We start from the raw sequence: 26,487 nt of genomic DNA on the forward strand, positions 1-26,487 counted from the left end.
GGAGTATTTTTTGGAGTAAATGAGTCAAGAATAGAGTGTTTCTGGATAAAAAATAAACAAAAAGTTCAAAAGAATTTGATCTTTTCAATTTTTATAGGATAATAGGTGCACTTTTGAACGTTCCTTTGGCGTAAACAAAGGAATTGAATTTGTCAAAAGGTAAAAAGTAGGGCAAATTCAAAACCCTAGTTAAGCGACTGTTTAGAATGTAACTTTAATTAAAAGTTCAGTATAAACAAGGACACTTTTTTATTACTATTCGATGACTAAATAGAGGACATCAAAATGAAAAAAACTGCAATCGCATTAGTAGTTGCTGGTTTAGCAGCTGCTTCAGTAGCTCAAGCAGCTCCACAAGAAAACACTTTCTATGCAGGTGTTAAAGCTGGTCAAGCATCTTTCCACGATGGCGTTCGTGCTCTAGCTCGTGAAAATAATGATGGTTATCACCGTAATTCTTTCACTTACGGTGTATTTGGTGGTTACCAAATCTTAAATCGTGATAACTTAGGTTTAGCGGTTGAATTAGGTTACGATGATTTCGGTCGTGTTAAATTCAAAGATGCTGGTAAAGTATCAGTAAAACACACTAACCACGGTACTCACTTAAGCTTAAAAGGTAGCTATGAAGTGTTAAATGGATTAGATGTTTATGGTAAAGCAGGTGTTGCTTTAGTTCGTTCTGATTATAAATCCTACGATCAAAATGGCGTTCGTGAGCATGAAAATGGTCATCACAGCTTACGTACCTCTGGTTTATTCGCTGTAGGTGCAGAATATGCAGTATTACCAGAATTAGCAGTTCGTTTAGAATACCAATGGCTAACTCGCGTAGGTAAACTCCGCACTGAAGATAAACCAAATAGCGCAATTGACTATAACCCTTGGATTGGTTCTATCAATGCAGGTATTTCTTACCGCTTCGGTCAAGGCGCAGCGCCAGTTGTAGCAGCACCTGAAGTTGTAAGCAAAACTTTCAACTTAAATTCTGATGTAACTTTCGCATTCGGTAAAGCAAACTTAAAACCACAAGCTCAAGCGGCTTTAGATGGTATCTACGGCGAAATCGCACAAGTTAACAACGCTAAAGTAGCTGTTGCTGGTTACACTGACCGTATCGGTTCTGACGCTGGTAACTTAAAACTTTCTCAACGTCGTGCTGACACTGTAGCTAACTACTTCGTAGCTAAAGGTGTTTCTGCAGATGCAATCTCTGCAACTGGTTATGGTAAAGCAAACCCAGTGACTGGCGCAACTTGTGATCAAGTTAAAGGTCGTAAAGCGCTTATCGCATGTCTTGCTCCAGACCGTCGTGTAGAAATCGCAGTTAACGGTACTAAATAATTTTAGTGTTCGTTTAACGAAAGATTAAATACAGCAAAAGGCTTAAACTTCGGTTTAGGCCTTTTGTCTTATATGAATCTAAAACCAAGCATTTCAATCAAGTTTTAACTTATGATAGAATGCGGTTCTCATTTATTTATAGGGAACATTATGGAAACCTTAGACAAAATCAAAAAGCAAATTAGTGAAAATCCAATTCTTATTTATATGAAAGGTTCACCAAAATTACCATCTTGTGGCTTTTCTGCTCGTGCATCTGAAGCATTGATGAATTGTAAAGTACCTTTTGGTTATGTAGATATTTTGCAACATCCAGATATTCGTGCTGAATTACCAGCATATGCAAACTGGCCAACTTTTCCGCAATTATGGGTGGAGGGAGAATTAATTGGTGGTTGTGATATCATTTTAGAGATGTATCAATCTGGTGAATTACAAACTTTATTATCTGAAGTTGCAGCAAAACACGCTTAAGATATGAGAAAAATGAAACCCGCTTATAGCGGGTTTTTTATACAAATAAATTTGTTTTTTATTGAACACATAGTCTAGGCAAGTTTTAATACCTTAGAAAGTGCGGTAAAAAATCGATCATTTTCTTCAGGTAAACCAATACTTACGCGCAAATGATTAGGCATGCCATACCCAGTAATTGGGCGAACAATTACGCCTTCATGTAATAATGCATCATAAATTGGGGCTGCAGGTTGTTTGAAACCAATCGTTATAAAATTTCCTTTGGAAGGAATATATTCTAATTGATGACGTTGGCAAAACTCTTCGTAACGTCTCATTTCTACTCGATTATTTTTAGCTACTTTCTCAACAAATTCATCGTCATTCATTACGGCAACAGCAGCGGTTAACGCCAAAGAATTACAGTTAAATGGTTGTCGAACTCGATTTAATAAATCTGCGATTTCTGGATTAGATACAGCATAACCAATACGTAAACCTGCTAAGCCATAGGCTTTAGAAAGAGAGCGTGAAATAATTAAATTTGAATATTTTTTTAATAAACGGAAGGAGTCCACTCGTTCTTCAGATCTGGTAAATTCAGTGTAGGCTTCATCTAATACTACGATTACATTTTGGGGAACTTCTGCTAAAAAATCTTCAATTTCTTGCGATGTTAAAAAATTACCCGTTGGATTATTGGGATTAGCAATGTAAATGAGCTTTGTTTTATCAGAAAGTGCGGTCAAAAATCCTTGTAAATCATGCCCCCAATTTTTAGCTGGAATTTCTTTTGCAATTGCATTAATCGCTTTAGTTACTAAAGGATAAACAATAAAGGCATATTGTGAATAAATGATTTCATCGCTTTCGCTTGAGAAAGTGTGAGCAAAAAGTTCTAATAAATCATTTGAGCCATTTCCGAGCGTAATTTGATTTGGTTGAACACCAAATTTTCTTGCAATAGTTTGTTTTAGTTCAAAGCCATTCGCATCTGGATAACGAGTCAGTTTATCTAATTGTTCGAAAATTGCTTTTTTTGCACTTTCTGGAAAACCAAATGGGTTTTCGTTTGAGGCAAGTTTAACGATATTGGAAATGCCAAGTTCCCGTTCTAATTCTTCAATGGGTTTGCCAGCTTGATAAGGTGATAAGGATTTTACGCCACGATTGGCAATATTTATGTACTGCATAGTGTTATTTGAAAATATTGATGTGGATTAGGATGAATTTTCAAGTAAATTTGGGCGTAGTGAATACGCCCATTGAAAATGTTCTTTAACTATTAAGAAAGATTTTCAGCTTCAAATTTTTTCATAAATGAAATAAGTGCCTCAACGCCTTCTTGTGGCATTGCATTGTAAATAGACGCACGCATTCCACCTAAAACCTTGTGACCTTTCAAGGCTTGTAAGCTCGCAGCAGTGGATTCTGCGACAAATTTGGCATCTAATTCAGCATTGCCTGTAATGAAAGTGACATTCATTGTTGAGCGGTTTTCTTTTGCTACCACATTGCGGTAAAGTTTGCTCGAATCAATATAATCATAAAGGGTTTGTGCTTTTAACGCATTACGTTTTGCGATCACCTCTAAGCCCCCCATCTCTTTAAGATGTTTAAATACGAGGGAGCATAAATACCAAGCAAATGTTGGTGGTGTATTAATCATTGAATCTGCGTCACGTTGAGTTGCATAATTCCAAATAGATGGAGTTTCTTTACGCGCATTACCGATCAAATCATCACGAATAATGACTAATGTAATACCCGCAGGGCCAAGATTTTTTTGCGCACCTGCATAAATTACACCAAATTTACTGATATCGATTTGGCGTGAAAGAATATTTGAAGACATATCAGCGACCAATACGGCATTTCCCACATTTGGTACATCAAAAATTTCTACACCACTGATGGTTTCATTTGGGCAATAATGAACGTAGTCATATTGATCAGCGATATGGCTAAAATCAAGACCGGTAATTCGAGTCTGTTCGCCATTTTCTACAATAGTGATTTCATCAATTTCTGCAGAATTTCTTGCTTCTTTTGCTGCTGTAGCTGACCAATGCCCACTATTTAAATAAAGGGCTTTGCCTTTTTTACCGATTAAGTTCATCGGAATTGCTGCAAATTGACCGCGAGCACCGCCTTGTAAGAAAAGTACGCGATAGTTATCAGGAATATTGTAAACCTCACGTAGATCTTTTTCTGCTTGTGCAATAAGTTCCATGAAATATTTACCGCGATGGCTCACCTCCATTACGGACACTCCTTGATTGAGCCAGTTTGTCAGTTCACTTTGTGCTTTTTGTAGTACTTCTGGAAAAATCATCGCTGGGCCAGCGCTAAAATTAAAGACTTGTGACATTGTGTTTCCTTATTTTTGTAGATAGTTGGATCTGTTTTATCACTACAAAAGCAGAGAATCAAACGCTTTTTCGGTAAATAAAAAATTTTTTCGAGCTGACTCACAAAATTTACTTTCAGCTTTTGACGAATTACCAAAAAGAGGCTACATTACGGCATCAATTTTCTTACTAAAAGAGAGTCATTATGGAAACTGTAAACAAGCAATCTTTTCAAGAAGTGTTGGAATACGTGCGTATGTATCGTTCAAAAAACAAAATTAAGCGCGACATGGAAGACAATAATCGTAAAATCCGTGACAATCAGAAACGCGTATTATTGTTAGATAACTTAAATCAATACATTCGTGATGATATGACCATCGAAGAGGTGCGTGGAATTATTGAAAGTATGCGTGATGACTATGAAGGTCGTGTTGATGATTATACGATTCGCAATGCAGAGCTTTCTACGCAACGTCGTGAGATTAGTGCGAAAATGAAAAGTCAGAAAAAAGCGCATGCGGAATTGTTGAAAAACTCTGAAAAATAATTGTAATAAAATAGCCGGCTGAATCAGTCGGCTTATTTTTTATAGGCTATTCATTGCGTTAATGATTTTAATTTCATCAAAATTGACAATATCTTCTTGATATATAGTGATTTCTTGAATTTTCCCTTCTTGTAATAATTTTTCTCGTTGTGTGCCTCTAAGTAATGGGGTGTCTGGTGTGTACCATTTTTTTCCTTGGCGGAAAATTAAATTACCAATGGAACAATCTGTCGCTTTTCCATTTTTGATAATAATAATTTCATCAGAAACGTCACGTCGAGCAAATAATGTATTAATTAAACTACGATCAGAATATTTCAAACCATATTCGATATCGTCACAAATTACAGGTTGGAAAGTGCGGTAAATTTTTTGATGGTATTCAAAATATTGAATTTGCGTGGTTTCGGCATTGTAATCAATGCGACAGCGAACTAATCGATTTTGTAAGGGCTCAGGCAGTTGAATGAGTGAAAAAAGATTAAAAATTTTCACCGCACTTTTGCCATAATATTCACGCAAACTACGTTCATATCGAGCTTGGTGTAAATCGATATTTTGAATTTTCCCATTTTCAATGCAAAGGGTTTCAAATAGAGGATACATTAATCAGCACCTTCAATCGGTAAATAGACTTTTTCTAACAATTCTTCATATTCATCTTGCACATTGCTATGAATGGTAATACCGCCCCCACTATGAAAATAAAATTTTTCATCTACTTGAGAAATAAATCGAATTGCCACCGCACTTTGTAGTGTTTCACCATCAAATATGCCGAAAATTCCTGTGTAATAACCGCGTTTTTGTTTTTCTGCTTGTTGAATAATTTGTGTGGTTTTTTCTTTTGGGGCACCACTTATGGAACCAGCAGGCAAGAGTTTCGCTAAAATATAGCCAATTTGATTTTGCCAGTTTTCATTCAACTTTCCGTAAATTTCAGAACTGGTTTGCAGTATTTCACCTTTTTGTGTTTTGATGCGATCGATATAACGAAATTTTTTCACCTGAATGTTTTCTGCCACCATGGATAAATCATTACGCATCAAATCAACAATTGTGTAATGTTCGCGTTGTTCTTTTTCATTTGTGAGTAACTGATTTTCTGCATCGGGCAGAGATGCATTAATTGTCCCTTTCATGGGATAAGTAAAAATGCTGTTGTCATGAATATTGACAAAACATTCTGGTGAGAAGCAAACAAACTGATCTTGTAACCACAATTTATAAGGTGCATTTGTTTGATGAAAAATCTGTTCAAGTGACAGATTACCTGAAATTTTAGTGGGGTAGGTGAGATTCAATAAATAAGAATTGCCTTTCTGTAATTCACTTTGAACAAGTTCAAAACCTTGTTGATAACGCGAGAAGGACATTGGATGTTTGGTAAAATTAAGAGGGATAGATTGTGGAGAAATTATGCAATTTCTTTTCCCTAAAATATCAAAATAAATGCCTTGTTGTGCAGAATTTTCGAGAGGACAAATCAATGGTTTTTCTTTTTCAAAATCAATGAGAAAGAAAAATGGCGTGCGTTGTTTGCCATAATGATTAGCCTGTTCAATAAAATGTTGCATTGTGCTTTGTGTCATTTTGCGTAAAATTGCCCGATTATAACGAATGCCGAGCGGTTATGAAATTACTCATCATTAATAATCACGATTCTTTTACTTTTAACTTGGTGGATTTAATTCGAAAATTAAATGTGCCTTATGATGTTTTAAACGTGGAAGATTTAAAAGAAAGTACAGTGGAAAAATATAGTCATATATTGATTTCGCCAGGGCCTGATGTACCACGAGCTTATCCACAACTTTTTTCTATGTTGGAAAAATATTATCAGCAGAAATCTATTTTAGGTGTGTGTTTAGGGCATCAAACCTTATGTGAATTTTTTGGTGGTACATTGTATAACTTAGAGAAAGTCCGTCATGGCCAAAAACGAATTTTAAAAGTGCGGTCAAATTCTCCATTATTTTTTAGCCTTCCAAGCGAATTTAATATCGGGCTATATCATTCTTGGGGCGTGCAGAAAGACGATTTTCCTGATTGTCTAGAAATTACCGCACTTTGTGATGAAGGTGTGGTGATGTCGATGCAGCATAAGTTTTTGCCAATTTATGGTGTTCAGTTTCATCCAGAATCTTATATGTCAGATTTTGGAGAGCAAATTTTGCGTAATTGGTTGGCGATTCCTCCTGCAACTACCCCATAATACCGCTTGCTTATTAAGCAAAAATACGTATTATAGACGTCTATACGTCAATACATCCAAATTTAAAAGAAAAAGAGAGAAAATATGTCTAGCTATTTATTTACATCTGAATCTGTATCTGAAGGGCATCCAGATAAAATTGCCGATCAAATTTCTGATGCGGTACTTGATGAAATCCTAAAACAAGATCCAAAAGCACGAGTAGCTTGTGAGACTTACGTAAAAACCGGTATGGCATTAGTTGGTGGCGAAATTACAACATCAGCATGGGTCGATATTGAGAATTTAACGCGTAAAGTGATTTGTGATATTGGTTATGAACATTCTGAAATGGGTTTTGATGGCCATTCTTGTGCAGTACTTAATGCGATTGGTAAACAATCTGCAGATATTAATCAAGGCGTTGATCGTGAAAATCCATTAGATCAAGGTGCAGGCGACCAAGGTATTATGTTTGGTTATGCCACTAATGAAACGGATGTATTAATGCCAGCAGCTATTACTTATGCTCATCGTTTAATGGAAAAACAAGCTGAAGTGCGTAAAAGCGGTAAATTAGCATGGTTACGCCCAGATGCGAAAAGCCAAGTAACTTTAAAATATGAAGATAATAAAATTGTTGGTGTGGATGCGGTTGTGCTTTCTACTCAACATTCTGAAGATGTTAGCCAAAAAGATTTACATGAAGGTGTGATGGAAGAAATTATCAAACCTGTATTACCAAGTGAATGGCTTTCTAAAGAAACAAAATTCTTCATTAACCCGACTGGTCGTTTTGTTATTGGTGGACCTATGGGGGATTGTGGTTTAACTGGTCGTAAAATTATCGTAGATACTTACGGTGGTGCCGCTCGCCACGGTGGTGGCGCATTCTCAGGAAAAGATCCATCTAAAGTTGACCGTTCAGCAGCTTATGCTGCACGTTATGTCGCAAAAAATATTGTGGCAGCTGGTTTGGCAGATCGTTGTGAAATCCAACTTTCTTATGCGATTGGTGTGGCTGATCCAACATCTATCATGGTCGAAACCTTTGGAACTGGAAAAGTTGCGAATGAATTATTAGTGTCATTAGTTCGTGAATTCTTTGATTTACGTCCTTATGGCTTAATTAAAATGTTAGATTTAATCCAACCAATCTATCGTGAAACGGCAGCTTATGGCCATTTCGGTCGTGAGCAATTCCCTTGGGAAAAAGTGGATCGCGCAGCAGAATTACGTGTTGCAGCAGGATTAAAATAATCTTATTTTTTAATTTAGTAAATTATATAAAAGCCGCTTATCTAGCGGTTTTTTCTTTTCAATCATGACATCAATAGAGCAAATTCCATTTCGTCATTTAAAAATGCAAGTGCAACGTAAATTGAATCAGTCTTTGTTACTTGCAGAGGCTTATTTTAAGCGAAAATTTACAATGCCTGAGGTAAATTATGAGTTACGTGGAATAAAGGCAGGCGTAGCTTACCTACAAAAAAATGAAATAAAATTTAACTGCACTTTGTTATTAGAAAATGCAGATGAATTTATTCGACAAGTCGTGCCACACGAGCTTGCGCATTTGATTGTGTATCAAATGTTTGGTCGCGTAAAACCACACGGGAAAGAGTGGCAGCTTGTAATGAATGAAATTTTTAAGCTTCCTGCAGACACTTGCCATCAATTTGATATAAAAAATGTGCAAGGGAAAACTTTTGAATATCGTTGTGCGTGCCAAACACATTTTCTAAGTATTCGCCGTCATAATAGAATAGTAAGAGAAAAGATTGAATATTTATGTAGAAAATGTAAGGGAAAATTAGTTTTTGTCGATGAAACAGAATAATTTTTGTGATATATTCTTCCAGTTTATTCAATAAATAAAGGAGTTATCCAATGAAAAAATCTTTATTAGCAGTTATTGTTGGTGCGTTTGCCTTTGCTTCTGTTGCAAATGCGAATATCTATGCTGAAGGCGATATCGGTTTATCTCAAACTAAAGCAAATGGTAGTAATAATACTCGAATTGAACCTCGTGTAGCGGTTGGTTATAAATTAGGCAATACGCGTGTTGCGGGTGATTATACGCATCACGGAAAAATTGATGGCGCGAAAATTCATGGTTTAGGTGCATCAGTATTATATGACTTTGACACGAATTCTAAAGTGCAACCTTATGTAGGTGCTCGTGTTGCAGCGAACCAGTTTAAATATGATAACAGAGCTAGCCAACCATATAGAAGTTCTTCAGAAATTAAGTTCGGCTATGGCGTTGTAGCAGGTGCAAAATATAAGTTAGATGGCAACTGGTACGCAAATGGTGGAGTTGAGTACAATCGTTTAGGTAATTTTGATAGTACCAAAGTTAATAACTATGGTGCGAAAGTTGGTGTGGGTTACGGATTCTAAGTTTTACAATACGTAAAATCCTTTTATTAAACACTTTAATTTAACGGTGATCGTCTAAGGCGATCACCGTTATTCGTTTTAGGGTGGAGTAGAAGTTGACTAAAAGTGCGGTTAAAATTCTTGGAAATCTTCTTTCTTAATAGTTTTTTGATAAAACTATCACATTAAAATATAAAAAATCCCAACCTAAGCTTGGGATTTAAAAATGACTAAAGATTTTACCGCACTTTATGCTTTGCTTACTTCAAAACGTTCAAATGCCAACACTTTTTTCTCTAGTTTACGTAGCAATAATGTTGCAATGCCTGTGATAATTAAATAGATACCGCCTGCGATGCCGTAAATTGTGAGTGCATCATATTCTGTACCATAAAGTTGGCGAGCATAGCCCATTATATCCATAATCGTAATGGTGGATGCTAATGCCGTTCCTTTAAATACCAAAATAATTTCGTTACTGTAAGAAGGCAACGCACGTTTTAAGGCATAAGGAATTAAAATCTTTAAAGTTTGTATGCGGTTTAATCCTAATGCGGCACAACTTTCCCATTGTCCTTTTGGAATGGCTTTTACTGCACCATGAAATAATTGCGTGGAGTAGGCTGCACTGTTTAGTGCTAAAGCTAATGCGGCACAGAACCAGGCGTTGGATAAGACATACCATAATGGGCTGTCAATAATCCATTGGAATTGGCCAGGCCCCGCATAAATTAAAAAGAACTGTACTAACAGTGGCGTGCCAGTGAATAAAGTAAGGTATAAATTAACCGCTCTTTTTACCCATTTGTTTTCCATTGAAAGCAAAAAGGTGAGAAATAATGCCAAACAGAAGGCAATCAACAACGATACGACTGTAAGCAACAAACTCGTTGGAATCCCTTGTGCGATTACGCTTAAATATTCTTGAAACATTATTTCACGCCCTTTCAAAACGAGTAAAACGTAGCTCTAATTTTCGAATACCAACTTGGCTAATTAATGTTACCGCTAAATAAATTAACGCAGCAATACCGTACCAAGTAAAGGGTTGATGAGTATTGGTATTAATTAGATCCGCTTGGCGCATCAAATCGTCCACGCCAATTAATGAAACCAATGCTGTATCTTTTAGTAATACAAGCCATTGATTGCTTAAACCAGGTAAGGCATGACGCCATACTTGTGGCATGACAATGTGAATGAACGTATAGCTTTTGCTTAAGCCTAATGCCGCACCAGATTCCCATTGACCTTTCGGAATAGCTTGAATTGCACCGCGTAATGTTTGTGAAGCATAAGCTGCAAAAATGAGAGAAAGTGCAAACACACCACAGCCAAATGCTCCAAATTCAATGTATTCTCCTGTTAGCATTTCTACTAATTCAGTGGAACCAAAATACACGAGTAATACAACGAGAATTTCAGGTAAGCCACGCAATAAGGCAATGAGTACTGCAGTTGGTTTACCAACAAAACGATTTGCTTCAAGTACGGCAAAAATTAGGCTTAAAAATAACCCTAGGATTAATGAACAGACCGCAAGCCCTAAAGTCATTAGAGCTGCGGTAAGCATTAAAGAAAGAAAATCATAACTCATAGATTATTTTGTCATCCATTTATCATAGATTTTTTGGTATTCACCATTTGCTTTAATTGCAGCTAAACCTTTGTTTAATTGCTCAGCTAATTCTTTATTTGATTTATGCATCGCAATGCCTAAACCATTACCAAAATATTTTTTATTTGCTACTTTTTCGCCTACAAATTGCATTTCTGGTTCTTTACTAATCATATCTGCAAGTACTGCAGTATCACCAAAAATCATATCAATTCTACCGCTCTTTAAGTCTAAAATTGCGCTTTGTAAGCTTGCATAAGCCTTAGTTGTATATTGTTTGGTTTCTGCTACTGTGTATTGTTGGAATGTGGTTCCATTTTGAACGCCAACATTTTTTGCACTTTCTAACGTTGCTTTTCCTTTAAGGGTTACATAGCTTGCAGTGCTATCGTAATATGCATCAGAGAATAAAACCTGTTTTGCTCTCGCATCGGTAATATCAATAGCGGAAATAGATGCATCAAAGCGTTTTGCTTTTAAATTTGGAATTAGTGCATCAAAAGCTTCACCTTTAAATTTGCAAGTTGCTTGGATTTCTTTACAAATTGCATTAGCCACATCGACATCAAAGCCAATAATCTCGCCTTTTTCATTTGTGGTTTCAAATGGTGGATAGCTAGGTTCCATTGCAAAAGTAAGCTCTTGTGCGCTTGCTGCTACGGATGCGCCTAATAAAATTGCAGTTAACAATGTTTTTTTCATAATAAAATCCTTATTCTCTAGTGAGAAAGATATTGTTTAAATTGTTCGGTTTTCGGGTTTTCAAAACAATCTGCCGAACCTATTTCGATAATCTTTCCCTGCTCCATATACACCACTTTCGTTGCTACTTTTTGTGCAACATTGACTTCGTGGGTCACAATCACCTGAGTAATGCCAGTTTCTTGTAATTCTTTAATTATATCTACAACTTGCGCTGTAATTTCTGGATCTAGCGCTGCCGTTGGTTCATCAAATAACAGAACTTGTGGCTTCATCATCAGTGCGCGGGCTATTGCAACACGTTGTTGCTGACCGCCTGATAAATGTAATGGAAAGCGATCGGCAAGTTGTTCTAAACGTAAACGTTTTAATAATTCCATCGCATCTGCCTTGGCTTCATTTTCGCTTACGCCACGTACTTTCATTGGCGCTTCAATTAAGTTTTCAATAACAGTTAAGTGTGGCCAAAGGTGATATTGTTGAAACACCATTCCTACATCTTGACGTAGTTGTCTGATTGCTTTGGGATTTGCCATTGCGTTAGATAAATTAAATTCATTGTTTGCAATGCTTAATTCGCCAGATTTTGGCACTTCTAACAAATTTAATGTACGAATTAATGTACTTTTGCCTGCGCCACTTGGACCCAGCAACACAACGGTATCGCCTTCTTCTGCTTCAAGGTTAATATCAAATAACGCTTGTGATGAACCGTAAAAGAAATTGAGATTTTTAACACGAATAGCCATTTTTCTTCTCTATGCTTTACAAGATGAGAAAATATTACATTTTTATGCATAATTATGCAAGTGCGATTAATAAAAAATCCCAAAAAATTTTGGGATTTTAAAAACTCGCTTGAAATCAACCGCACTTTAGGCTTGTTTTGCCATTTCAAACTCAATTAACATCATTAAAATATGAATAACTTTGATATGGATTTCTTGAATACGATCTGCATAACGGAAATGTGGTACACGAATTTCAACATCCGCTAACCCAGCCATTTTTCCCCCGTCTTTGCCTGTCATTGCAATGACTTTCATGCCTTTTGCTTTTGCAGCTTCAATGGCGTTTAAAATGTTTTTTGAATTGCCAGAGGTTGATAAACCGAATAACACGTCACCTTTTTGACCCACCGCTTCAACATAGCGTGAAAAGACATATTCATAGCCAAAATCATTACTTACACAGCTTAAATGGCTTACATCTGAAATTGCAATGGCAGGGTAGCCAGGTCGATTTTCACGATAACGACCCGTTAATTCTTCTGCAAAATGCATCGCATCACAGTGCGAACCGCCATTACCACAAGAAAGCACTTTGCCTCCTTGTTTGAAGCTGTTGGAAATTAATAATGCGGCTTCTTGAATTAATTTAATGTTATTTTCGTCAGAAATAAATTTGTTTAATACATCTTGTGCTTCCACAAGTTCCGCTTTTATTTGCTCTAAATACATTGATTGCTCCTTGTTGGGAATAAAATCGCGATGGCATTGTATAGCAGATAAACATTCTTCGCTAGCGTAAATAAAAATTCATCTTTTTCCGATGAAATGATGATTTTTTGCGATTTAGATCGTAATAGTGAATTTGCGTGCTTTGGGATTATTCCAGATAAACGTATTCTGAGAAAAATGATCAGCACTTAAATTTACAAAAATGTCATGAAATTTTACCGCACTTTATTACTTTTCTTCGTGAGCTCTTTCGCTTTAGCTAGCCCAGATTTAATGCTTCTTCATACCTACAATAATCAAGCAATAGAAGGTTGGGTAATGTCTGAAAAATTAGATGGTGTACGTGGTTATTGGGATGGAAAGCAATTATTAACTCGACAAGGGCAACGTTTATCTCCGCCCGCCTATTTTATTAAGGATTTTCCGCCTTTTGCGATTGATGGTGAATTATTTAGTGGGCGGAATCATTTTGAAGAAATTTCATCAATTACAAAATCTTTTAAAGGCAATGGTTGGGACAAACTTAAATTGTATGTTTTTGATGTGCCTGATGCAGAAGGCAATTTATTTGATCGTTTAGCTAAATTGAAAGCGTATTTACTTGAACATCCAACAACTTATATTGAAATTATTGAACAAATTCCAGTGAGAGATAAAGTGCATTTATATGAGTTTCTTAATCAAATCGAATCTTTGAAGGGGGAAGGTGTCGTTGTTCGAGATCCTCATGCACCTTATGAACGAAAACGTAGCCATCGGATTTTAAAATTGAAAACAACTCAAGATGAAGAATGTACGGTTATTGCACACCATAAAGGCAAAGGACAATTTGAAAATGTGATGGGCGCTTTAACCTGTAAAAATCATCGGGGAGAATTTAAAATCGGTTCGGGTTTTAATTTAAACGAACGAGAAAATCCCCCTCCGATAGGATCTGTGATTACTTATAAATATCGAGGTATCACGAGTCGTGGAAAACCTCGATTTGCAACCTATTGGCGAGAGAAAAAATGAGCCTATTTATCAGTCTGACAAAATGAATTTAATCAATATGGAAACAAGCGATTAATTTTCCATCAGTATGTTGTTCCAAGTGCGGTTGATTTTCACGACATTTTTCTGTCGCTTTCCAACAACGAGGATTAAATGCACAGCCTTTTGGCGGATTAATCGGGCTTGGCAATTCGCCCGTCAGCTTAATACGCTCACGGCGCAAGTTTGGTGACAAACGTGGTGTCGCTGAAAGTAATGCTTTGGTATAAGGATGTTGAGGATTAGAGAAGATTTGCTCTGTCGTCCCTTTTTCAACACAACGACCTAGATACATCACCATCACTTCATCGGCGATATGCTCTACCACAGAAAGATCGTGTGAAATGAACACGTAAGACAATCCTAATTCATCTTGTAAATCCATCATTAAATTCAGTACCTGCGCACGCACGGAAACATCCAATGCAGAAACAGGTTCATCGGCAACGACAACATCAGGATCTAACATTAAACCTCGAGCGATGGCAATACGCTGGCGTTGTCCGCCTGAGAACATGTGAGGATAACGATCATAAAATTCAGTGCGCAATCCCACTTTTTCCATCATTGATAAAACTTTTTCTCGACGTTCTTTGGCAGAAAGTTTTGTATTGATGATCAAGGGTTCTTCCAAAATTGAACCAATCTTTTTACGTGGATTTAATGACGCATAAGGATTTTGGAAAACAATTTGAATTTTTTTACGACGTAGTGCCTTTGTTTCAGGATCATTTTCTAAAAAATTGTGCCCTTTGTAATACAATTCGCCTTCGCTGGGTTCTTCAATCATTGTCAATAAACGCCCTAGCGTTGATTTACCACAACCGGACTCCCCCACGACAGCTAAAGTTTTACCTCGTTCAAGCTGAAAAGATACACCATCTAACGCTTTTACTTGCTGTGGTTTTGCAAACAAGCCTTTTTTTACAGGGTAATATTTTTTTAAGCCAATCGAATTTAATAATGGCGTATTTTCTTTTACTTCATTCGTCATTATTAAGCTCCTTGATATTCAACGGGATAGCCTTGCTCGTTCAGTGGAGTATGGCATTTTACTTTACGCGAACCGATATGATGCAATTGAGGTTCGAATTGGCGACAATATTCGGTGGCATAAGGACATCGAGGATTTAATAAGCAGCCTGTTGGGCGATCGTATTTTCCAGGTACCACACCTTGTAATGACGCTAAGCGAGATTTTCCTTCTGCAAATTCAGGTAATGAACGTAACAAGGCCTGAGTGTAAGGATGTTTTGGCTCGCGGAAAATATCTTTTGCTGTGCCTTCTTCAACGATTTGTCCTGCATACATCACGATAATTCGATCTGCAGCTTCAGCAACAAGCGCAAGATCATGGGTAATCAAAATCAGCGACATGCATTCTTTTTTCTGCAATTCGAGTAATAGCTCTATAATTTGTGCTTGAATAGTGACATCTAGCGCAGTAGTTGGCTCGTCAGCAATTAATAATTTAGGTCTGCAGGCAATTGCCATTGCAATCATCACACGCTGACTCATTCCACCAGACAGCTGATGGGGATAAACATCAATCCGAGATTCAGGATCTGGGATACCGACCAATCTTAAAAGCTCTAAAGTGCGGTCTTTTCTTACCTTTTTTGTACCGCCTTCATGAGTTTTTAACGCTTCCATAATTTGGAAACCCACAGTATAAGCTGGATTCAAGCTTGTCATCGGATCTTGGAAAATCATCGCAACATCAGCACCAATAAGCTGGCGTTTGGATTTACTCTCTAAAGTGAGTAAATCAGTGTTTTCAAATTGCAAGGATTCAGCCGATACACGTCCGGGATGATCAATTAGCCCCATAATTGCGAGAGAACTCACAGATTTACCTGACCCCGATTCTCCCACAATGCCAAGCACTTCACCTTGTGCGACTTGATAGCTGATGCGATCCACTGCTTTAAATGGCGTATTTTTATCGCCAAAGTGAACAGAAAGTTCTTTTACGTCTAATAATGCCATTCTGTTTTCCTATTGTTTGAGTTTTGGATCAAGTGCATCGCGCAAGCCATCACCCATTAAGTTAAAGGCGAGCACTAAAGATAAAATAACTAAGCCAGGAATTGTAACCAACCAGTTTGCCGCTTGCATAAAACCACGTGCTTCAGAAAGCATTGTGCCAAGTTCAGGTGTTGGTGGTTTTGCACCAATGCCTAAGAAACCAAGTGTCGCGAGTTCTAAGATCGCATTAGAAATCCCCATCGTCATTTGCACAATCAAGGGTGCTAAACAGTTGGGTAAAATCACAATAAACATGAGGCGAAGAACACCTGCGCCAGCGACTTTAGAGGAGGTAACATAATCACGATTTTTTTCATTCATCACTGCTGCTCGAGTTAAACGCACATAGCTAGGGATCGATACCACGGCGATCGCTAAAGTGGCATTGGCGAGTGATGGCTCTAAAATAGAGACGACTACAATCGTCAAGAGTAAGTTTGGAATCGCGAGCATAATATCAATTAGGCGAATAATAATTGTATCTAGCACGCCGCCATAATAACCAGAAATCAAGCCAAGACTGGTACCAAAGGCGCAGGATAGCAATACGATGACAAATCCCGCAAAGACGGAAATTCGCGTTCCGTAAATGATGCGAGAAAGGATATCTCGCCCAATATCATCTGTTCCGAGTAGATAGGCAGGATTGCCGCCTTCATACCAAGCGGGAGGCAGTAAAAGTGCGGTACGATTTTGTTCTGTTGGATCAAAAGGCGCAATATAAGGCGCGAAAATGCTGATTAAGGCAACAATCACAATAAAGGTTAAACCGATTAGCGCACCTCGGTTTTGTTTAAAGTAAAACCAAAATTCTTGTAAGGGCGTTTTCGGCGCGAAAGTTGAAGGCGTGTCAGACATAATTTCTCCTACAATTAATGACGGATACGCGGATTGACCACGCCGTAAAGTAAATCGACGGTTAAATTCACCACAATAATAATCGTCGCAATAATCAGTACAGAACCCTGTAATACAGGATAATCGCGCGCTTGAATAGCATCAATAATCCATTTTCCAATTCCCGGCCATGAGAAAATGGTTTCTGTCAGTACGGCACCAGAAAGCAATTGACCAACGATTAATCCGACCACAGTGACAACAGGAATTAACGCATTACGCAATGCATGAACAATGACGATTCGAGTATAACTTAGGCCTTTTGCTTTTGCCGTACGAATGTAATCTTCTCCTAATACTTCCAACATCGCAGAGCGTGTCATACGCGTAATAATGGCGAGAGGAACTGTGCCTAGGACTATTGCAGGAAGAATTAACGATTTAACCGCATTTTCGAAGGCTCCGGGCATACCAGAAAGCCAGCTGTCAATGAGCATAAATCCTGTCGGCGTATCGATCCAAAATTCATTATCTAAACGACCACCTTGCGGTAAACCGAGTTGTGGTGAAACGTATAAAATTAAAATCAATCCCCACCAGAAAATTGGCATAGAATAACCTGTGAGCGATGCAGCTGTAACTGTGTGAGAAATCCAACTATCTTTTTTTACTGCAGCAATCGTGCCTAAAATCACCCCGCCTAATAACGACCAAAATAACGCAAAAAATGCTAATTCAGCGGTGGCAGGGAAAAGTGTAAAGAATTCAGTAAGAACAGGTTGTTGAGTGCGGAATGATGCCCCAAAATCACCTTGTATCACTTTAGCTATATAATGAAAATATTGTTCATGCAAAGGAAGATCTAAGCCTAATTGATGCATCATTTGTTGATGTATTTCAGGTGTTAAGCCACGTTCACCCATCATTATTTCAACTGGATCGCCAGGAATAAAATGCACAAGGGCGAAAGTGATAAAAGTAATGGCAATAAAAGTTGGGATTACCATTAAGATACGTTTGAAGAAAAATTTAAACATTCAATCACTCAAATACAAAAAAAGTGCAGTTAAAATTCACCACACTTTTCAAAGAAATTAATCGGTAGAAGTAAAACTCTCTTGGATTCTACCGCACTTTTTCCAGTTTTGCCAAATGTGCAATGAGCCATTTAATACCTTGCGCTTGGAAGGCAATTTGGAGGCGAGTATTGTTATCTGATCCTTCAACATTAATGACGGTGCCAAAACCGAATTTTTCATGTTTGACTTTTTGCCCCATTTTCCATTCATTTTCGACCGCACTGGTATTAGACAATGAACCGACTTTTGCTAGATTCATTGCGCGCGTGACAGTTCCTCGTAAACGAATTTCTTGGATACATTCTCTCGGTAATTCGGCGATAAAACGTGATGGCAAATGGCGTTCTTCTTTTGCATATAACCGACGGCTTTCCGCATAAGAGATGGTCAGTTTTTTCTTCGCGCGAGTAATACCGACGTAAGCTAAACGACGTTCTTCTTCTAAACGCCCAGGTTCTTCAAAAGAACGGAAACTTGGGAATAAACCTTCTTCTACGCCAACCATAAATACACGAGGAAATTCTAAGCCTTTAGCAGAGTGTAATGTCATCATTTCTACGCAAGATTGATGTGGAGAGGCTTGTTCTTCACCCGCTTCTAAAGAGGCGTGAGTTAAAAAGGCGGTAAGCTCCGTCATATCTTCTGCATCATCAGGTTTGATGAATTCACGGGTTGCGGTAACTAATTCTTCCAAGTTTTCAATACGCACTTCGCCTTTTTCACCTTTTTCTTGTTTATACATTTCATATAAACCCGAATGTTTAATCACAAAATCAGTTTGTGCGAAAAGCGGCATTTCTGCGGTATCAAGTTGTAGTGAATTAATTAATTCCTGGAAACGCAATAACGCTGTTGAGGCTCGTCCAGCCAACATATTTTCTTGTGTTGCGACTTGTACTGCTTGCCATAAGGTAATTTGGCGTTCCCGTGTTAAGTTACGCAATATATCTAAAGTGCGGTCGCCAATGCCACGGGTTGGCGTATTAATTACACGCTCAAAAGCTGCATCATCTTGACGATTATTAATCAAACGAAGATAGGCTAAAGCATCTTTAATTTCTTGACGTTCGAAGAAACGCATACCGCCATAAATACGATATGGAATTTGACAACGAATTAAGGCTTCTTCAATAACCCGTGATTGGCTATTACTACGATAAAGTACAGCGCAATCATCAAGTTTTCCGCCATGTTCTACCCAATCCTGAATTTGTGAAGCAACAAATTTTGCTTCGTCTAATTCATTAAAGGCAGAATAGATGCCCACGGGATCGCCTTTTTCACCCTCTGTCCATAAATTTTTACCAAGACGATCACTATTGTTTGCAATTAATTCATTTGCGCTGTTTAGGATATTGGCGGTAGAACGATAGTTTTGTTCAAGGCGAATTGTTTCTGCTTTAAAATCTTTCAAGAATTTTTGAATATTTTCGATTTGTGCGCCACGCCAACCGTATATAGATTGATCGTCATCGCCGACGATCATAACTTTGCCTGTTTCTCCCGCGAGAATTTTGATCCATTTATATTGAATTTTATTGGTGTCTTGGAACTCATCCACCAAAATATGCTGAAAACGTTGTTGATAACGTTGCAAAATTAATGGTTTTTTCTCAAATAATTCATAGGCCCGAATTAATAGTTCAGCAAAATCGACCAATCCTGCGCGATCGCAAGTATCTTGATAGATCTTATAAATTTTAATCCATTCACGTTCTTGGCGATCATTAAAATCTTCAATGTCGTTTGGTCTCAAGCCTTCATCTTTTTTGTTATTGATGTACCAACAAGCCTGTTTAGGCGGAAAAGCTTTTTCATCAAAATTATGTAATTTTAATAACCGTTTAATTAAACGAAGTTGATCTTCTGAATCCAGAATTTGGAAATCTTGTGGTAATCCCACATCTAAATGATGGGCTCGCAACAAACGATGAGCAATGCTGTGAAAGGTGCCAATCCACATCCCAAATAATTGATGTTGTGCGTGTTTGGCAAGAGTAGATTGAATACGATGACGCATTTCTGCTGCGGCTTTATTGGTAAACGTCACCGCCATAATGCTGCCTTCAGAAATATTTTCTACCGCAATTAACCAAGCGATACGGTGTGTCAATACGCGCGTTTTGCCAGAGCCTGCACCCGCTAGCACTAAGTGATTATCAAGAGGAGCAGCTACGGTTTCGCGTTGTTTATCGTTAAGTCCGTCAAGTAATTCAGAAATATCCATGATGAAATTTTTATCTGTTCAAATTTACAGGAATTATAAGTCTAATTTTTTTATATCACAATCAAGAAAATTATAAACTTATCCGACTTTACAAAAATAGTATTACAACTTATATTGATTCGCGGTTAGTCGGGGTGCGGACATCGCTGAGAAAATACCCGTGAACCTGAAACAGTTAGCACTGGCGTAGGAAACTAATCTCTCCTCCTTAAAGGGCTGACTTACTTTTTTCTGTATTCATATAAGTAAGGATGCATCATGAAATTCTCTTTTTCTTTAAAAAATTCTTTTAAATTGACCGCACTTTCCAGTGTGCTTGGTTGCGGCTTATTAGGATTAAGTTTATCAACCCCTGCTCAAGCGGAAGGCAAATTAGTGCTTTATTGCAGCGTCCAAAACACGACTTGTGAAAAAGTCGCTCACGCTTTTAGCAAAAAATATAATGTGGACACTCAGTTTGTGCGTAATAGCACAGGGACTGTATTAGGCAAAATCAAAGCCGAAAAAGAAAATCCACAAGCAGATGTGTGGTATGGTGGTACATTGGAACCGCACTTTCAGGCTAGAGATGCAGGTTTGTTAGAAACTTATCGTTCACCTCTGCAAAAAGAAATTATGCCTCAATTCAAAAAACTCACGGAGCAACGTGGCGATACTACGTCGATTATTTATCTTATGGAGCTTGGCATTGGGATGAACGAAAAACTGCTAGCTGAAAAAAATATCGCGAAACCTCAATGTTATGCTGATTTATTAAAACCAGAATTTAAAGGGTTAATTCAATATCCAGATCCTCGAGTATCGGGCACAGGCTACACCATTCTTACAACTTTAATTGAAATTATGGGCGAAGATAAAGCCTTTGCTTATTTGAAAGAACTTGATAAAAACATTGCACAATACACGAAAACTGGATTAGCAACGGCTAATATTTCTACGGGTGCAGCCGCGGTTGATATTGGTTTTATGCATACTTATGTGCGTGAAAAGGATAAAGGTGCACCGGTTATTGGTACTTTACCTTGCGAAGGCACCGGTTATACATTAGGGGCGGTCAGTATCATTAAAAATGGGCGCAATTTAGATAATGCTAAACGCTTTGTGGATTTTGTGCTTTCTGCTGAAGCTCAAGAAATTCCTTGGCGTGAAGCGGATTCTTACCAACTGCCAACAAATATTCATGCTAAAGCGCATCCACATCTTTCAGAGCCGGCAAAACTTAAATTACTTGATATTGATTTCATCAAATTTGGTTCGGATCAAGAAGCGAAGCGATTAATAGAACGCTGGGTTGAAAATGTGAAGGAAAGAAAAGAGTAATTGATGTTAGCCTGATAAAAGTGCGGTGAAAATTCACCGCACTTTGGTTTTCCCCTTGAAATCTTTCTTTTTATTCTTATATCTGTGACGTTCAATTTTTATCTTTATGAAGGAAAAAATTATGTCACAAAATCAAGAAACTCGCGGCTTCCAATCTGAAGTCAAACAACTACTCCAATTAATGATTCATTCTTTGTATTCCAACAAAGAAATTTTCTTACGTGAATTAATTTCTAATGCCTCTGATGCGGCAGATAAATTACGCTTTAAAGCGCTTTCTAACCCTGATTTATATGAAGGCGATGGCGACTTACGTGTGCGTGTTAGCTTTGATGCGGATAAAGGAACGATCACGATTAGTGATAACGGCATTGGTATGACTCGCGAGCAAGTCATCGATCATTTGGGGACGATTGCAAAATCAGGAACAAAAGAATTTTTAACCACACTTGGCCAAGACCAAGCAAAAAATAGCCAACTTATTGGGCAATTTGGTGTGGGTTTTTATTCAGCTTTTATTGTGGCAGATAAAGTGACTGTAAAAACCAGAGCAGCTGGCGAAGATGCGGATAAAGCGGTACTTTGGGAATCTGCGGGTGAAGGCGAATATTCTGTGGCGGATATTGAGAAAAAACCCCGTGGCACTGATGTGGTTTTGCATTTACGCGAAGATGAAAAAGAATTTTTAAACGAATGGCGTTTGCGTGAAATTATCGGTAAATATTCTGACCATATTGGCTTACCAGTGGAAATGCTGACGAAAGAATACGATGATGAAGGCAAAGAGTGCGGTGAAAAATGGGAGAAAATTAATAAATCCGATGCGCTTTGGACGCGTTCTAAAAATGATGTGTCTGATGAGGAATACAAAGAGTTTTACAAACACTTAAGCCATGATTTTGCTGATCCTGTCACTTGGGCGCATAACAAAGTTGAAGGAAATCAAGCATATACTAGTTTGCTTTATGTGCCAGCTAAAGCTCCTTGGGATTTATTTAATCGCGAACATAAACATGGCTTAAAACTTTATGTTCAACGCGTATTTATTATGGATGATGCAGAGCAATTTATGCCGAATTATCTACGTTTTATGCGTGGTTTAATCGATAGTAATGACTTGCCATTAAATGTATCTCGTGAAATTTTACAGGATAACAAAATTACTGCTGCATTACGCAAAGCATTAACTAAGCGTTCATTACAAATGCTAGAAAAATTAGCAAGAGATGATGCAGAAAAATATCTTCAATTCTGGAAAGAGTTTGGTTTAGTCTTAAAAGAAGGCCCTGCAGAAGATTTTGCTAACAAAGAAACTATTGCGAAGTTATTACGTTTTGCTTCAACACATCATGATAGTAGCGAGCAAACTGTGTCTTTAGAAGATTACATCTCGCGTATGAAAGAGGGGCAAAAAGCTATCTATTACATTACAGCAGATAGTTATGTTGCAGCGAAAAATAGTCCGCACTTGGAATTATTCAATAAAAAAGGCATTGAGGTTTTATTACTTTCCGATCGCATTGATGAATGGATGTTAAGCTATTTAACTGAATTCGACGGTAAACCATTACAAAGTATCACGAAAGCAGATTTGGATTTAGGCGATTTAGCGGATAAAGAATCTGAAACGCAAAAACAACAAGATGAAGCCTTTGGTAGTTTTATTGAGCGTGTGAAAAACTTGCTTGGTGAACGGGTGAAAACGGTACGTTTAACTCACAATTTAACGGATACACCAGCGGTGGTTTCTACGGATAATGATCAAATGACGACCCAAATGGCGAAATTGTTTGCAGCCGCAGGGCAACCTGTACCAGAAGTAAAATACACCCTTGAACTTAATCCAGAACACCACTTAGTGAAAAAAGTGGCTGATATTGCAGATGAAACAGAATTTGCTGATTGGGTGGAATTGTTGCTCGAACAAGCTATATTAGCAGAGCGCGGATCTTTGGAAAATCCAACTGTGTTTATTAAACGCATAAATAAATTATTAGGCTAACTAAAAATAAATAAGCCCGATTAAATCGGGCTTATTTATTGGGATAGTATTTAGGATAATCTTCAATCCATTTTTTCATTGTTTTTTGTTGCTTGAGCGTATTCGCAAAATTAAATGTTTTTCGTTTATTATTAAATTTAGCACCTAAAATAATGACTTTTCTTTCGTCTTCGGCCACTTCATATAAAAAATAGATATTATTTATTGTAATGTATTTATAGCCTGTTTTTCCCCAGAATGGTCTAAGTTGCGGGATATTCGTTAAAATCATTTTTAGTTTATCAAGATCATCTTGAGTTAGATAAGTCACGATAAATTGTTTTAGAAGATCTTTTTTAAGACAATCCCCTGATGTTTCAGCAATATAAACATCGTATGTTGGCAGCATAATCAGTCCTATTTTTTAAAATCGAATGGCTCAATTTTATGATTTAAAATAGCTTTCCAAGCTTCCGAACTTGCTTTTGCAGCTAATTGTCGTTCTTCCAAACTAAAAGCGTATTCTTCCTTGTCTTTTTTTTGTGTTTTGAGTAAATCAGATATTTGTTCAAAAGTGAGTTCCATTTGAGATTCCTTACTGTGAATATTGACAATATTATGCCTGACTAAATGACTTTTTTCATCTGTTTTTTCATCGAATTATTGCTCGTTTTTCAGGTATAATGCTGTAATTAAATGGCGAGAAAAGAGAGAAAAATATGATTACAGTTTACGGCATTAAAAATTGCGATACGGTGAAGAAAGCGTTGAAATGGCTGGCGGATCACAATATTGAACACAAACTTCACGACTACCGTGTTGATGGATTAGATTTGAACTTTTTAACCCAAGCGGAAGCTCAATTTGGCTGGGATGTATTGGTGAATAAACGCAGTACAACCTGGCGTAATTTGGATGAACAAGTTAAAAATTCTCTTGATAAAACCACCGCACTTTCCGTGTTGGCTGAGAATCCAACCTTGATTAAACGCCCAATTATTTTACAAGATGGGAAGGCTCTAATCGGTTTTAATGAGAAGGAATATCAGGCTGCTTTTGCCTAGAGTGCGGTTATTTTCTTAGGAGTTTTTATGAGAGAAAAAGTGGTTTCGTTGGCGCAAGATTTAATTCGTCGCCCATCTATTAGCCCTAATGACGAAGGCTGTCAGCAAATTATTGCAGAACGTTTAGAAAAGTTAGGTTTTCAAATTGAATGGATGCCTTTTAATGATACGCTGAATTTGTGGGCAAAGCACGGAGCGGGAGAGCCTGTTATTGCTTTTGCAGGTCATACGGATGTTGTGCCTACTGGCGATGAAAATCAGTGGTCATTTCCGCCGTTTTCTGCTGAGATTATTGATGGCATGCTTTATGGGCGTGGTGCGGCGGATATGAAAGGATCCCTTGCAGCAATGATTGTGGCGGCAGAAGAATATGTAAAAGCAAATCCTAACCATAAAGGCACAATTGCATTATTGATTACCTCTGATGAAGAGGCCGCCGCAAAAGATGGTACTGTGCGTGTGGTTGAGACTTTAATGGAGCGTGATGAAAAAATTACTTATTGTATGGTTGGCGAGCCATCGAGTGCTAAAAACTTAGGCGATGTTGTCAAAAATGGCCGTCGTGGCTCAATTACAGGAAACCTTTATATTCAGGGGATTCAAGGACACGTGGCATATCCACATTTAGCCGAAAATCCAATCCATAAAGCAGCGCCATTTTTGCAAGAATTGACCACTTACCAATGGGATAAAGGTAATGAATTTTTCCCGCCAACAAGCCTACAAATTGCTAACATTCACGCAGGGACAGGAAGTAATAATGTAATTCCTGCAGAGTTATATATTCAGTTCAATTTGCGTTATTGCACAGAAGTCACGGATGAAATCATCAAGCAAAAAGTAGCTGAAATGCTAGCAAAACACAATTTGAAATATCGTATTGAATGGAATTTATCAGGTAAGCCGTTTTTAACGAAACCAGGTAAATTATTAGATTCGATAACCTCCGCTATTGAGGAAACCACAGGCATAACGCCAAAGTCCGAAACAGGTGGTGGCACGTCAGACGGTCGTTTTATTGCCTTGATGGGCGCAGAAGTAGTGGAATTTGGCCCGTTAAATTCAACTATTCATAAAGTCGATGAATGTGTCGGTGTAGAAGATCTTGGCAAGTGCGGTGAGATTTATCACAAAATGTTAGTGAATTTATTGGATAGCTAAAATGAAATTAACGCCAGAAATGCTTACAGGAAAGTCCCGTGAGCATTTAGTCAATTTACTCGCAACTCATTCATCAAATCATTTTTTGCAAATGCAAGCAGTGCAAGCATTTCAAGGTTTGCAACAAAGTGCGGCAAAAAATGGCTTTAATTTACAGCCTGCGAGCAGTTTTCGTGATTTTGAACGCCAACAGCTTATTTGGAACAGCAAATTTAAGGGCGAGAAAAAAGTCCATGATGACGAAGGCAAAGCATTAGATTTGAGCCAATTAGATGACTGGCAAAAATGTCGGGCGATTTTACGTTGGTCTGCATTGCCAGGTGCTAGCCGTCATCATTGGGGAACGGAAGTGGATATTTTCGATCCTGATCTTTTGCCACAAGGGCAATCTTTACAACTGGAGCCTTGGGAATATGAAAAAGGCGGTTATTTCTTTGAATTGAGTGAATTTCTTACCGAAAATTTACCGCACTTTGATTTTGCTTTGCCTTTTATGAATATGCAGTCCAATAAAAAAGTGGGACGGGAGCCTTGGCATATCAGTTATTTGCCTTTAGCTGAACAAGCGAGTCAGCAATTTTCTCCAGAGATTTTGCAACAGGCATGGAAAGGGGAAAATATTTTAGGCGCAGACTGTTTAATATCAAATTTTGAACAAATTTTTTCTGAATATATTGTTTAAAAATAAAGCCTTATCGTGA

Annotated in this window: 29 protein-coding genes and 1 riboswitch; of the genes, 13 read left to right on the forward strand and 16 right to left on the reverse strand. The window is 37.7% G+C overall.

Features of this window, described 5'->3' with window-relative positions; genetic code table 11:
• Nucleotides 1-285: 285 nt before the first annotated feature.
• The gene (ompA, locus tag DV427_RS06580) at nt 286-1,344 is read left to right on the forward strand and encodes a porin OmpA (protein ID WP_065250083.1); all 1,059 of its coding nucleotides are present in this window, start codon (nt 286-288) and stop codon (nt 1,342-1,344) included.
• Nucleotides 1,345-1,494: 150 nt separating this feature from the next.
• A complete protein-coding gene (gene grxD / locus DV427_RS06585; RefSeq protein ID WP_005643625.1) occupies nt 1,495-1,818 on the forward strand; it encodes a Grx4 family monothiol glutaredoxin in 324 nt (107 codons plus the stop codon).
• Nucleotides 1,819-1,892: 74 nt separating this feature from the next.
• On the opposite strand, the gene hisC is transcribed toward grxD, so the two are convergent.
• Both hisC and serC read right to left on the reverse strand, forming a co-directional pair.
• A complete protein-coding gene (gene hisC / locus DV427_RS06590) occupies nt 1,893-2,993 on the reverse strand; it encodes a histidinol-phosphate transaminase (RefSeq protein WP_114891732.1) in 1,101 nt (366 codons plus the stop codon).
• Nucleotides 2,994-3,085: 92 nt separating this feature from the next.
• Nucleotides 3,086-4,171, reverse strand: a complete 1,086-nt coding sequence (serC, locus tag DV427_RS06595) for a 3-phosphoserine/phosphohydroxythreonine transaminase (protein WP_114891733.1) — start codon at nt 4,169-4,171, stop codon at nt 3,086-3,088.
• A gap of 185 nt (nt 4,172-4,356) precedes the next feature.
• On the opposite strand from serC, the gene DV427_RS06600 reads away from it, so the two are divergent.
• A complete protein-coding gene (locus DV427_RS06600) occupies nt 4,357-4,701 on the forward strand; it encodes a DUF496 family protein (protein ID WP_005630430.1) in 345 nt (114 codons plus the stop codon).
• A gap of 39 nt (nt 4,702-4,740) precedes the next feature.
• Here the strand turns inward: DV427_RS06600 and DV427_RS06605 are convergent, their stop codons facing one another.
• Both DV427_RS06605 and DV427_RS06610 read right to left on the reverse strand, forming a co-directional pair.
• Nucleotides 4,741-5,307: an aminotransferase class IV family protein gene (locus DV427_RS06605; RefSeq protein ID WP_114891734.1), complete on the reverse strand. Its 567-nt coding sequence runs from the start codon at nt 5,305-5,307 to the stop codon at nt 4,741-4,743.
• Nucleotides 5,307-6,293 (reverse strand): aminodeoxychorismate synthase component I, encoded by a 987-nt coding sequence (locus tag DV427_RS06610; RefSeq protein WP_114891735.1) that lies wholly within the window; start codon nt 6,291-6,293, stop codon nt 5,307-5,309. The genes DV427_RS06605 and DV427_RS06610 overlap by 1 nt, the downstream gene beginning before the upstream one ends.
• Before the next feature lie 41 nt (nt 6,294-6,334).
• Here DV427_RS06610 and DV427_RS06615 point away from each other — a divergent pair, with 41 nt between their 5' ends.
• From DV427_RS06615 to DV427_RS06630, 4 genes are all read left to right on the forward strand, one after another.
• A complete protein-coding gene (locus tag DV427_RS06615; protein ID WP_114891736.1) occupies nt 6,335-6,916 on the forward strand; it encodes an anthranilate synthase component II in 582 nt (193 codons plus the stop codon).
• A gap of 84 nt (nt 6,917-7,000) precedes the next feature.
• Complete coding sequence (metK, locus tag DV427_RS06620) at nt 7,001-8,155, forward strand: methionine adenosyltransferase (protein WP_114891737.1); 1,155 nt, start codon at nt 7,001-7,003, stop codon at nt 8,153-8,155.
• A gap of 64 nt (nt 8,156-8,219) precedes the next feature.
• Nucleotides 8,220-8,735, forward strand: coding sequence for a SprT family zinc-dependent metalloprotease (locus DV427_RS06625; protein ID WP_114891738.1), 516 nt, complete (start codon nt 8,220-8,222; stop codon nt 8,733-8,735).
• 50 nt (nt 8,736-8,785) lie between these two features.
• Nucleotides 8,786-9,298, forward strand: coding sequence for an opacity family porin (locus DV427_RS06630; RefSeq protein ID WP_114891739.1), 513 nt, complete (start codon nt 8,786-8,788; stop codon nt 9,296-9,298).
• A 228-nt stretch (nt 9,299-9,526) separates the two neighbouring features.
• Here DV427_RS06630 and artM read toward each other — a convergent pair whose 3' ends face one another.
• From artM to lpcA, 5 genes are all read right to left on the reverse strand, one after another.
• Entirely contained in the window at nt 9,527-10,210 is a 684-nt protein-coding gene (gene artM, locus DV427_RS06635) for an arginine ABC transporter permease ArtM (protein WP_114891740.1), read from the reverse strand.
• Nucleotides 10,211-10,214: 4 nt separating this feature from the next.
• Entirely contained in the window at nt 10,215-10,874 is a 660-nt protein-coding gene (gene artQ / locus DV427_RS06640) for an arginine ABC transporter permease ArtQ (protein WP_114891741.1), read from the reverse strand.
• A 3-nt stretch (nt 10,875-10,877) separates the two neighbouring features.
• Nucleotides 10,878-11,597, reverse strand: a complete 720-nt coding sequence (locus tag DV427_RS06645; RefSeq protein WP_005634963.1) for a lysine/arginine/ornithine ABC transporter substrate-binding protein — start codon at nt 11,595-11,597, stop codon at nt 10,878-10,880.
• A 17-nt stretch (nt 11,598-11,614) separates the two neighbouring features.
• The gene (gene artP / locus DV427_RS06650) at nt 11,615-12,346 is read right to left on the reverse strand and encodes an arginine ABC transporter ATP-binding protein ArtP (RefSeq protein WP_114891742.1); all 732 of its coding nucleotides are present in this window, start codon (nt 12,344-12,346) and stop codon (nt 11,615-11,617) included.
• Nucleotides 12,347-12,472: 126 nt separating this feature from the next.
• Nucleotides 12,473-13,057, reverse strand: coding sequence for a D-sedoheptulose 7-phosphate isomerase (gene lpcA, locus DV427_RS06655; protein ID WP_114891743.1), 585 nt, complete (start codon nt 13,055-13,057; stop codon nt 12,473-12,475).
• A gap of 207 nt (nt 13,058-13,264) precedes the next feature.
• Here lpcA and DV427_RS06660 point away from each other — a divergent pair, with 207 nt between their 5' ends.
• Nucleotides 13,265-14,071, forward strand: coding sequence for a DNA ligase (locus tag DV427_RS06660; RefSeq protein ID WP_114891744.1), 807 nt, complete (start codon nt 13,265-13,267; stop codon nt 14,069-14,071).
• 28 nt (nt 14,072-14,099) lie between these two features.
• Here the strand turns inward: DV427_RS06660 and DV427_RS06665 are convergent, their stop codons facing one another.
• The 5 genes from DV427_RS06665 to uvrD form a co-directional block, all read right to left on the reverse strand.
• Nucleotides 14,100-15,083: a peptide ABC transporter ATP-binding protein gene (locus DV427_RS06665; protein WP_114891745.1), complete on the reverse strand. Its 984-nt coding sequence runs from the start codon at nt 15,081-15,083 to the stop codon at nt 14,100-14,102.
• Between the two features lie 2 nt (nt 15,084-15,085).
• The gene (dppD, locus tag DV427_RS06670; protein WP_114891746.1) at nt 15,086-16,078 is read right to left on the reverse strand and encodes a dipeptide ABC transporter ATP-binding protein; all 993 of its coding nucleotides are present in this window, start codon (nt 16,076-16,078) and stop codon (nt 15,086-15,088) included.
• Between the two features lie 9 nt (nt 16,079-16,087).
• Nucleotides 16,088-16,975, reverse strand: coding sequence for an ABC transporter permease subunit (locus tag DV427_RS06675; RefSeq protein WP_005634958.1), 888 nt, complete (start codon nt 16,973-16,975; stop codon nt 16,088-16,090).
• A 14-nt stretch (nt 16,976-16,989) separates the two neighbouring features.
• Nucleotides 16,990-17,991, reverse strand: a complete 1,002-nt coding sequence (locus DV427_RS06680; RefSeq protein WP_162790276.1) for an ABC transporter permease subunit — start codon at nt 17,989-17,991, stop codon at nt 16,990-16,992.
• 88 nt (nt 17,992-18,079) lie between these two features.
• Nucleotides 18,080-20,260 carry a DNA helicase II gene (gene uvrD / locus DV427_RS06685; protein WP_162790277.1) on the reverse strand — a complete coding sequence of 727 codons (2,181 nt, stop codon included), beginning with the start codon at nt 20,258-20,260 and terminating at the stop codon, nt 18,080-18,082.
• 120 nt (nt 20,261-20,380) lie between these two features.
• Nucleotides 20,381-20,470, forward strand: a riboswitch (TPP riboswitch).
• A 48-nt stretch (nt 20,471-20,518) separates the two neighbouring features.
• On the opposite strand from uvrD, the gene DV427_RS06690 reads away from it, so the two are divergent.
• Both DV427_RS06690 and htpG read left to right on the forward strand, forming a co-directional pair.
• On the forward strand, nt 20,519-21,580 hold the full coding sequence (locus tag DV427_RS06690) for an ABC transporter substrate-binding protein (RefSeq protein WP_114891749.1): 1,062 nt from the start codon (nt 20,519-20,521) through the stop codon (nt 21,578-21,580).
• A 121-nt stretch (nt 21,581-21,701) separates the two neighbouring features.
• Nucleotides 21,702-23,582 carry a molecular chaperone HtpG gene (htpG, locus tag DV427_RS06695; RefSeq protein ID WP_162790278.1) on the forward strand — a complete coding sequence of 627 codons (1,881 nt, stop codon included), beginning with the start codon at nt 21,702-21,704 and terminating at the stop codon, nt 23,580-23,582.
• Between the two features lie 31 nt (nt 23,583-23,613).
• Here htpG and DV427_RS06700 read toward each other — a convergent pair whose 3' ends face one another.
• Nucleotides 23,614-23,970, reverse strand: coding sequence for a hypothetical protein (locus tag DV427_RS06700; RefSeq protein WP_114891751.1), 357 nt, complete (start codon nt 23,968-23,970; stop codon nt 23,614-23,616).
• Between the two features lie 8 nt (nt 23,971-23,978).
• Nucleotides 23,979-24,146, reverse strand: coding sequence for a hypothetical protein (locus DV427_RS09495; protein WP_172622018.1), 168 nt, complete (start codon nt 24,144-24,146; stop codon nt 23,979-23,981).
• A gap of 134 nt (nt 24,147-24,280) precedes the next feature.
• On the opposite strand from DV427_RS09495, the gene DV427_RS06705 reads away from it, so the two are divergent.
• From DV427_RS06705 to DV427_RS06715, 3 genes are read left to right on the forward strand one after another with little or no spacing between them, the layout of a single operon-like run.
• Nucleotides 24,281-24,625 (forward strand): ArsC family reductase, encoded by a 345-nt coding sequence (locus DV427_RS06705; protein ID WP_012054808.1) that lies wholly within the window; start codon nt 24,281-24,283, stop codon nt 24,623-24,625.
• A 27-nt stretch (nt 24,626-24,652) separates the two neighbouring features.
• Entirely contained in the window at nt 24,653-25,786 is a 1,134-nt protein-coding gene (gene dapE, locus DV427_RS06710) for a succinyl-diaminopimelate desuccinylase (protein WP_114891752.1), read from the forward strand.
• A gap of 1 nt (nt 25,787) precedes the next feature.
• A complete protein-coding gene (locus tag DV427_RS06715; protein WP_114891753.1) occupies nt 25,788-26,468 on the forward strand; it encodes a M15 family metallopeptidase in 681 nt (226 codons plus the stop codon).
• Nucleotides 26,469-26,487 lie beyond the last annotated feature (19 nt).

It is taken from the genome of Haemophilus haemolyticus (assembly GCF_003351405.1).
In the GTDB taxonomy this organism is placed as follows: Bacteria; Pseudomonadota; Gammaproteobacteria; order Enterobacterales; family Pasteurellaceae; genus Haemophilus; species Haemophilus haemolyticus_N.

Excerpts from the sequence above, each read along its gene's own strand:
- ompA (WP_065250083.1), top strand. The coding sequence starts at position 286 with ATGAAAAAAACTGCAATCGCATTAGTAGTTGCTGGTTTAGCAGCTGCT.
- grxD (WP_005643625.1), top strand. The coding sequence starts at position 1,495 with ATGGAAACCTTAGACAAAATCAAAAAGCAAATTAGTGAAAATCCAATT.
- hisC (WP_114891732.1), bottom strand. The coding sequence starts at position 2,993 with ATGCAGTACATAAATATTGCCAATCGTGGCGTAAAATCCTTATCACCT.
- serC (WP_114891733.1), bottom strand. The coding sequence starts at position 4,171 with ATGTCACAAGTCTTTAATTTTAGCGCTGGCCCAGCGATGATTTTTCCA.
- DV427_RS06600 (WP_005630430.1), top strand. The coding sequence starts at position 4,357 with ATGGAAACTGTAAACAAGCAATCTTTTCAAGAAGTGTTGGAATACGTG.
- DV427_RS06605 (WP_114891734.1), bottom strand. The coding sequence starts at position 5,307 with ATGTATCCTCTATTTGAAACCCTTTGCATTGAAAATGGGAAAATTCAA.
- DV427_RS06610 (WP_114891735.1), bottom strand. The coding sequence starts at position 6,293 with ATGACACAAAGCACAATGCAACATTTTATTGAACAGGCTAATCATTAT.
- DV427_RS06615 (WP_114891736.1), top strand. The coding sequence starts at position 6,335 with ATGAAATTACTCATCATTAATAATCACGATTCTTTTACTTTTAACTTG.
- metK (WP_114891737.1), top strand. The coding sequence starts at position 7,001 with ATGTCTAGCTATTTATTTACATCTGAATCTGTATCTGAAGGGCATCCA.
- DV427_RS06625 (WP_114891738.1), top strand. The coding sequence starts at position 8,220 with ATGACATCAATAGAGCAAATTCCATTTCGTCATTTAAAAATGCAAGTG.
- DV427_RS06630 (WP_114891739.1), top strand. The coding sequence starts at position 8,786 with ATGAAAAAATCTTTATTAGCAGTTATTGTTGGTGCGTTTGCCTTTGCT.
- artM (WP_114891740.1), bottom strand. The coding sequence starts at position 10,210 with ATGTTTCAAGAATATTTAAGCGTAATCGCACAAGGGATTCCAACGAGT.
- artQ (WP_114891741.1), bottom strand. The coding sequence starts at position 10,874 with ATGAGTTATGATTTTCTTTCTTTAATGCTTACCGCAGCTCTAATGACT.
- DV427_RS06645 (WP_005634963.1), bottom strand. The coding sequence starts at position 11,597 with ATGAAAAAAACATTGTTAACTGCAATTTTATTAGGCGCATCCGTAGCA.
- artP (WP_114891742.1), bottom strand. The coding sequence starts at position 12,346 with ATGGCTATTCGTGTTAAAAATCTCAATTTCTTTTACGGTTCATCACAA.
- lpcA (WP_114891743.1), bottom strand. The coding sequence starts at position 13,057 with ATGTATTTAGAGCAAATAAAAGCGGAACTTGTGGAAGCACAAGATGTA.
- DV427_RS06660 (WP_114891744.1), top strand. The coding sequence starts at position 13,265 with ATGAAATTTTACCGCACTTTATTACTTTTCTTCGTGAGCTCTTTCGCT.
- DV427_RS06665 (WP_114891745.1), bottom strand. The coding sequence starts at position 15,083 with ATGACGAATGAAGTAAAAGAAAATACGCCATTATTAAATTCGATTGGC.
- dppD (WP_114891746.1), bottom strand. The coding sequence starts at position 16,078 with ATGGCATTATTAGACGTAAAAGAACTTTCTGTTCACTTTGGCGATAAA.
- DV427_RS06675 (WP_005634958.1), bottom strand. The coding sequence starts at position 16,975 with ATGTCTGACACGCCTTCAACTTTCGCGCCGAAAACGCCCTTACAAGAA.
- DV427_RS06680 (WP_162790276.1), bottom strand. The coding sequence starts at position 17,991 with ATGTTTAAATTTTTCTTCAAACGTATCTTAATGGTAATCCCAACTTTT.
- uvrD (WP_162790277.1), bottom strand. The coding sequence starts at position 20,260 with ATGGATATTTCTGAATTACTTGACGGACTTAACGATAAACAACGCGAA.
- DV427_RS06690 (WP_114891749.1), top strand. The coding sequence starts at position 20,519 with ATGAAATTCTCTTTTTCTTTAAAAAATTCTTTTAAATTGACCGCACTT.
- htpG (WP_162790278.1), top strand. The coding sequence starts at position 21,702 with ATGTCACAAAATCAAGAAACTCGCGGCTTCCAATCTGAAGTCAAACAA.
- DV427_RS06700 (WP_114891751.1), bottom strand. The coding sequence starts at position 23,970 with ATGCTGCCAACATACGATGTTTATATTGCTGAAACATCAGGGGATTGT.
- DV427_RS09495 (WP_172622018.1), bottom strand. The coding sequence starts at position 24,146 with ATGGAACTCACTTTTGAACAAATATCTGATTTACTCAAAACACAAAAA.
- DV427_RS06705 (WP_012054808.1), top strand. The coding sequence starts at position 24,281 with ATGATTACAGTTTACGGCATTAAAAATTGCGATACGGTGAAGAAAGCG.
- dapE (WP_114891752.1), top strand. The coding sequence starts at position 24,653 with ATGAGAGAAAAAGTGGTTTCGTTGGCGCAAGATTTAATTCGTCGCCCA.
- DV427_RS06715 (WP_114891753.1), top strand. The coding sequence starts at position 25,788 with ATGAAATTAACGCCAGAAATGCTTACAGGAAAGTCCCGTGAGCATTTA.